The organism is Campylobacter sp. CNRCH_2013_0671h (assembly GCF_025773055.1).
Lineage (GTDB): Bacteria > Campylobacterota > Campylobacteria > Campylobacterales > Campylobacteraceae > Campylobacter_D > Campylobacter_D lari_D.
In genome coordinates, this window is record NZ_JAKMTG010000009.1 from 37,815 (window position 1) to 44,676 (window position 6,862).

Genomic DNA, 6,862 nt, shown 5'->3' on the forward strand with positions numbered 1-6,862 from the left:
GAGTTTTGAAAAAAGCGAGAAGCTGCAGCCTTTAAAAATCACCTAATGGCATACTTTGACTTTTTGAGGGTCAGACACTTATACTCCGGCCATTTGGGTTTTGATATTTTAAGGAAAATAATGAAAATTTTAATATTAGGAAGCGGTGCTAGGGAATATTCTATCGCTTTGGCTCTTCAAAAAACAAATGATAATTTGGAATTTTATTTTGCACCAGGAAATGGTGCTACCGCTAAAATAGGAACAAATCTTAATATGAAAGATCCTAAGGTTATTACAGCTTATGCAAAGGCATCTGAGATTGATCTTTGCATAGTTGGAAGTGAAAATTTTCTAGCAGAGGGTATAGTAGATCTTTTTAAAGAAAATAATATTGCTATTTTTGGTCCTACTAAAGCTGCTGCTATGCTTGAAGCTTCAAAATCTTATATGAAGAGTTTTTTAAAAAAATATAAAATTAAAACAGCTAAATTTTTAAATACAACAGATTATGAGAAAGCTAAGAAATTTATTATGAGTTTAACTCCTCCTATAGTGGTAAAAGCAGATGGTTTGTGTGCGGGCAAAGGTGTGATTATTGCTCAAAGCCATGAAGAAGCTTTAGAGGTTACTAAAAATATGCTTAGCGGAGAGAGTTTTGGTGAAGCTGGTAAGATTGTTGTTATAGAAGAATATCTCAACGGATTTGAATTAAGTGTATTTGCAGTTTGTGATGGAGATGATTTTATATTGTTACCTGCTGCACAAGATCATAAAAGATTACTGGATAATGATAAGGGACCAAACACAGGAGGAATGGGTGCATATGCTCCAAGTATTTTAGCAAGTGAAAATTTATTAGAGCAAGTAAAAAAAGATATAGTAGTACCAACTCTTAAAGGTATGAAAGAAGAGGGTGCTGAATTTGTTGGAGTATTGTTTATAGGTTTGATGGTTGTAAATAATAAACCTTATGTTTTAGAATACAATGTGCGTTTTGGTGATCCTGAGTGTGAAGTTTTGATGCCTTTGATAGAAAATCCTTTGGATTTATTTTTAGCATGTGTGAATAAAAATCTTGCAAATACTCGTATAAAAATCAAAGATGAATTTGCAGTAGGTGTGGTTTGTGCAAGTAAAAACTATCCTTATAAAGATTCTCCAAAAGCATTAATTGATATAGGAGAAATTCCGCAAAATTCTCATATTTCTTATGCTGGAGTAATTTTAGAAAATAACAAACTATATGCTAGTGGTGGTCGTGTATTAGTTTGTGTAGGAACTGGAAAAAGTATTGAAGAAGCGCAAAAAAACGCTTATATGCTTTGTGATAATGTTCATTTTAAAGGAAAACAACATAGAAAAGATATTGCTTTTCAGGTTCTTAAATGAGTGCAAATCAAGAATTATTTGACAAACTAGAAAAAGAAGAGCTAAAAATAGCAAGTTTTAAAAAAAGATTTTTAGCTTATATTGTTGATAGTTTTGTGATTTTAGCTATTGTGAGTATTATTTTATTTGATAAGATTAGTTCTATGCAAACTTATGATGAAATTCACAATCTTTTAATACGTTTTGCTGGTGGAACTTTAATTTTGCAATTTACATATCATAGTTTATTTACATATTTATATGGCGCAACTTTAGGAAAAATGCTTTTGAAGATTATGGTTATTGATCAAAACTTATTAGATAAACCAAATTTCATTCAAAGTGCTTTAAGAGCAGGTGTGAGGCAAATTAGTGATATGTTGTATGGTTTGGGTTTTGCTTGGGCTTTAAGCAATATCGTTTTAAAAACTTGGCATGATTATGCGGCCAAAACAGTGGTGATAGATCTTGCGTAAAATATTACTTTCTTTGGCTTGCATAGGAAGTTTATATGCTTCTAAAGTAGATATCTATGCTTTGGATGTTGTTAAAAAAAATGATATTATAGAGGCAAAAAATAATGTAGTTGTGGTATCTGATTTTTATTTGATAACTGCAAGCGAGGCTAAATTTAATGAAACAACAAAAGATTTGGAGCTTTTTGGAGATGTTAATATCTTAAGGGGGCAAAAAGAAAGAACTAATTCTACTTATACGAAGATTAACTTAAAAGATAACACTACAGCTTTTAAAAATTTATTTTTTTCAAATAATGATTTGGAGGTTTGGCTACAATGTCATCAAGCTAAAATTGATGACAAATTTGTAATGAGTAAAAAGTCTGTTGTATCTAGTTGTAATGTTGAAAATCCTGATTGGGAAATTCGTTTTGATGAAGGCAAATTAAACAAAGAGAGTAATTTTTTACATCTTTATAATGCAAGATTATATGTAAAAAATGTTCCGGTAATGTATTTACCTTATTTTGGTTTTAGTGTAGATACTAAAAGAAAAAGCGGATTGTTAATTCCCCAAGTAGTTTTAAAACAAAGTGAGGGGCTATATTATAATCAGCCAATTTATTATGTTATTGATGATAATGCGGACATTCAATTTGAACCTCAGATTAGAACAAAAAGAGGTTATGGCTTATACTCAACTTTAAGATTTATTGATACCCCTTATTCTCAAGGTGAAATTAGCGGTGGTATTTTTGGTGAAAAATCAAGTTATAAAAGAGAAGAAAATTTAAAAAATAAAGAACACTATGGTTTAGGGGTTAAATATTCCAATGAATCTTTATTTAAAAGTCTTTTAGGTGAAGAATTTCAAGAGGGTTTATGGGTTGATGCTACTTATTTAAATGATGTTGATTATATGAATTTAAGTTCTAGCGCAAAAACCGAAGCTTCTTTAGTTACTTCTAAAATAAATTATTTTTTATCAGATGATGATAATTATTATGGTGCTTATGCAAAGTATTATATAGACACTTCTAAAATTAGCAATAAAGATACTTTACAAGAATATCCATCTTTTCAATATCATAGATATTTAAATGGATTTTTTGATAATTATATACAATATAGCTTGGATGCTTCTTTTCATAGGTATTATAGACATACGGGTATTTATGCTAAAACTTTAGATTTTGATTTACCTTTAATTTATCATACGAGTTTTTTTGATGATTTTTTAAATTTTGCTTTCACAGAAAGGATATATGCAAATTTTGTAGATTATTCTAATACAGATGTTAAAAATCAAGAACATTTATTTAGAAATTCTCATAATTTTTCTTTATATACAGATCTTTCAAAGCCATATGAAAATTTTTATCATACTCTATATTTAGGGGTTAATTATTTTCTACCTGGAGCTAAATCAGGTGAAATCACTGAAGATTTTGTAGAGTTAAAAAATGATCCTGAGCAACTTAATTTTTCAATGTATCAGTATTTTTATAATACTTTAGGCAAAAAAAAATTATATCATAACTTGAAGGTTAAATACTTTACTAAAGAAGGTAGCTTTGGTGCTTTTGATAATGTTGTAGAATATTTTTACAATGATTATATAAGTTTAAGAAATGAAGCTGAATATTCTGGAGTTGATAATCGTTTTGATAAGGTTTTTAGTGAAGCTTTGTTTGATTATGGTGAATGGAAGATTAGTTTAAACCATGCTTATAGAATGTATGAGAATGAAAAATATAATTTTATAGGAACTAAAGCCCAATATGATATAAATACTAATTATCAAATTTTTGGCGGATTGTGGTTTGATTTGAACAAAGATCCTGAAAAATGGGAGATAGGTTATACTTATCAAAGAAAATGTTGGAATTATTCTTTGATGTATCGCAAAGATATTTCACCTAAACTTACAAGTGGTGGTATTAGTGCTAAAGATCAAAGTGGTGTATATTTTATGTTTAATTTTTATCCATTAGGCGGAGTATCTTATGATTTTTCTTTAGAGGAAAATGAAAGGTCGATATGATATTTTTTGAAGATGAAAAAGATGCACTTGAGAAATTATATGATATATTACCATTAAACAAACTAAAAGATTATATTATTATTACACCTTCTTTAAAATCGATAGTTTTTGTTGATACACTAGCACAAAAATTAGAAATTCCATATGATTTTTTATTTACAGAACAAATTAAAGCTCCTAATAATGATGAATGTCAAATAGCTATGATTAGTGAAACAAAGGAGTTGGTTTATAATGAGGCTTTAGTTAAAGCTTTTGATATAAGTTTAGATTATATTTATGGTGAAGCCAATAGAACCTACGAAGAAAAAATTTTAAAAAATGTGTATCGTTATAGAAAAGGAAATCTTTTAAAGGATTTAAAAGGGGGAAATATTTTAATATTGCATGAAGGTTGCGAAAGTGGAATTACTGCTTCTTCATGTATTAAAAGTTTGTTAAAAGAAGAAGTAAATAGTATTGTTTATGCTACTGCTTTAATGCCAAGTGATGTATATGAATATATCGGTGTTTTTGTAGATGAGGTTTATTGTGTGCAAAAAATTGATCATTTTGTGAATATTGAGTTTTATTTTAAAAATAAAACGATTTTGCAAGCTCATGAAATTTTAGATATTTTAGAAGAAAGTAAATATTATCTTCCATTAAAGAGATAAATTTATATCTAAACAATCGGTTGTTTAGATATAAATTTATAGGCAAAACAAAAACAGGCTTTTTAAGTTTTAATTTTTAAAATTTAAAAAGCTTATTTGGTTTTTGCCTATGATGAAAATATTAAAGGAAAAATCATGCGACATGAAATAAATATTAATAATCATCTTGAAATATTTGAGACTAATAAGGTTGCAAAACAAGCAGCAGGTGCAGTTTTAATGCAAGAAAAAAATGCTGTAGTTTTGGCAACTGTTGCTAGAGAAGAAAAAATGGTAGAAGAGGATTTTTTACCTCTTACGGTACAATATATAGAAAAAGCTTATGCAGCAGGAAGAATTCCAGGTGGTTATGTAAAAAGAGAAACTAAACCAGGTGATAATGAAACTTTAAGTGCAAGGATTATAGATAGAAGTTTAAGACCTCTTTTCCCAAAAGGCTATGCCTATCCAACTCAAATTGTAGTAATGGTTCTTTCTGCTGATCCTGAAGTAGATCTGCAAGTGATGAGTTTAAATGCCGCAAGCATTGCTTTATATTTAAGTGATATTCCTATAAAAGCGCCAGTTTGTGGTGTAAGAATAGGTCGTATGAATAATGAATTTGTTTTAAATCCAAGCAATAGTGAATTAAAAAATAGCACCCTAGACCTTTATGTGGCAGGTGTTAAAGATGAGCTTTTAATGATAGAAATGAGAGCTTTAGCAAACAAACAAAATGGTCAACATTGTATGAACGAGCTTAATGAGGATGATGTTTTAAAGGCTTTAGAATTTGCAGGTAATGCGATTTTGCGTGGCTCTAATGAATATGAAAGAGTTTTTGCTGCTTATAGAAAAAATTCCAAACTTGAATTTAAAATAGAAACAGATGGTGGCAAAATTGTTGATTTTATTAAAAATTCCTATATCTCAAAGCTTAAAATTGCAATTAACCAAATGGCAAAAAGTGAAAGAGCAAGTGAAATCTCACAAATAGCAAAAGAGATTGAAAATGAAGCTAATGCTATTGAAAATGAATGGAAAATTGAAGATATTGAGAAAGCTTTATATTTGTGCAAAAGAGAGCTTGTTAGAAGTCAAATTCTTAATGAAAATAAAAGGGCAGATGGTAGAGGCTTGAAAGATGTTAGAAAGATAGATATAGAGACAAATATTCTGCCAAATGCACATGGATCGTGTCTTTTTACTAGAGGGCAAACTCAAGCTTTGGTTATAGCTACCTTGGGAAGTGATAATGATGCGCAAATGTCAGATTTACTAACAGAAAAAAATCCTATATGCGAAAAATTTATGGTAAATTATAATTTTCCAGGTTTTTCCGTAGGTGAGGCTACTCCTATAAAAGCTCCAGGTAGAAGAGAGTTAGGGCATGGAAATTTAGCAAAAAGAGCTTTACATCCTAGTATTGATACGGATTATATTCATACTATTCGTTTAGTGTCTGAAATTTTAGAAAGTAATGGTTCTAGTTCTATGGCTACTGTTTGTGGTGGTGCTTTGGCTTTAAGAGCCGCAGGGGTAAAAAGTGAAAAACTAGTGGCAGGTGTGGCAATGGGACTTGTTTTTGAAGATGAAAAATATGCTATTTTAACAGATATTATGGGTCTTGAGGATCATGATGGAGATATGGATTTTAAAGTAGCAGGAAGTTACAAGGGAATCACTGCTTTGCAGATGGATATAAAACTTGGCGGTATAGAGCAACAAGTTTTAAAAGAGGCTTTATATCAAGCAAAAGAAGCTAGGGAGCACATTTTACAATTAATGGAAGAGGCCAATCAAAACATAGTTGTTAATGAAGCAATTTTACCAAAGATTGAAATTTTTAATGTAGATCCAAGTAAAATCCCTGATATTATTGGCCAAGGTGGTAAAACTATAAAAGAGATTATAGAAAAATTTGAAGTTAATATTGACTTAGATAGAGATAAAGGTGAGGTTAAAATAGCAGGAATTAATCATGATTTTATTTCTCAAAGCAAAGAATATATATTAAATTTAGTTCATTCTAAAGGTTCTAATAAAAAGCGCGATAGAAAAGAAGTGCCTAAATTTGATATCGGAGAAGAATTTATAGGAAAAGTTCAAAAAGTTGTAGAATTTGGAGTTTTTGTAGAACTTAGAGATGGCGTAGATGGTTTATTGCATAATTCTAAATTCAAGGAAAAGCTAGAAATTGGTAACGAGGTTAAGGTTAAGGTGGCAGAAATTAAAAATGGAAAAGTGTCGTTGGACTTAGCTTAATTGTTTAAATTTAAGCATATTTAAGAATATGCTTAAATTTTTATTTTAGATCTTGACAAAAAAATATTCTTTTGGCATAATTTCATTTTTTGATTGTCTCGTTAGCTCAG

5 protein-coding genes are annotated in these 6,862 nt (G+C 29.4%); all 5 read left to right on the plus strand.

Annotation, left to right across the window (positions count from 1 at the left end; genetic code table 11):
* Positions 1-120 precede the first annotated feature (120 nt).
* The 5 genes from purD to L8X97_RS06935 all read left to right on the plus strand — a co-directional run bounded on the left by purD (position 121) and on the right by L8X97_RS06935 (position 6,752).
* Entirely contained in the window at positions 121-1,371 is a 1,251-nt protein-coding gene (gene purD / locus L8X97_RS06915) for a phosphoribosylamine--glycine ligase (RefSeq protein ID WP_263662931.1), read from the plus strand.
* Positions 1,368-1,826, plus strand: a complete 459-nt coding sequence (locus L8X97_RS06920) for an RDD family protein (protein WP_133319881.1) — start codon at positions 1,368-1,370, stop codon at positions 1,824-1,826. Before purD ends, L8X97_RS06920 begins: the two co-directional genes overlap by 4 nt.
* Positions 1,816-3,852 carry an LPS-assembly protein LptD gene (locus L8X97_RS06925; RefSeq protein ID WP_263659814.1) on the plus strand — a complete coding sequence of 679 codons (2,037 nt, stop codon included), beginning with the start codon at positions 1,816-1,818 and terminating at the stop codon, positions 3,850-3,852. The genes L8X97_RS06920 and L8X97_RS06925 overlap by 11 nt, the downstream gene beginning before the upstream one ends.
* Entirely contained in the window at positions 3,849-4,508 is a 660-nt protein-coding gene (locus tag L8X97_RS06930) for a phosphoribosyltransferase family protein (protein ID WP_263659812.1), read from the plus strand. Before L8X97_RS06925 ends, L8X97_RS06930 begins: the two co-directional genes overlap by 4 nt.
* Before the next feature lie 135 nt (positions 4,509-4,643).
* Entirely contained in the window at positions 4,644-6,752 is a 2,109-nt protein-coding gene (locus L8X97_RS06935) for a polyribonucleotide nucleotidyltransferase (protein WP_263659813.1), read from the plus strand.
* Positions 6,753-6,862: the final 110 nt, after the last annotated feature.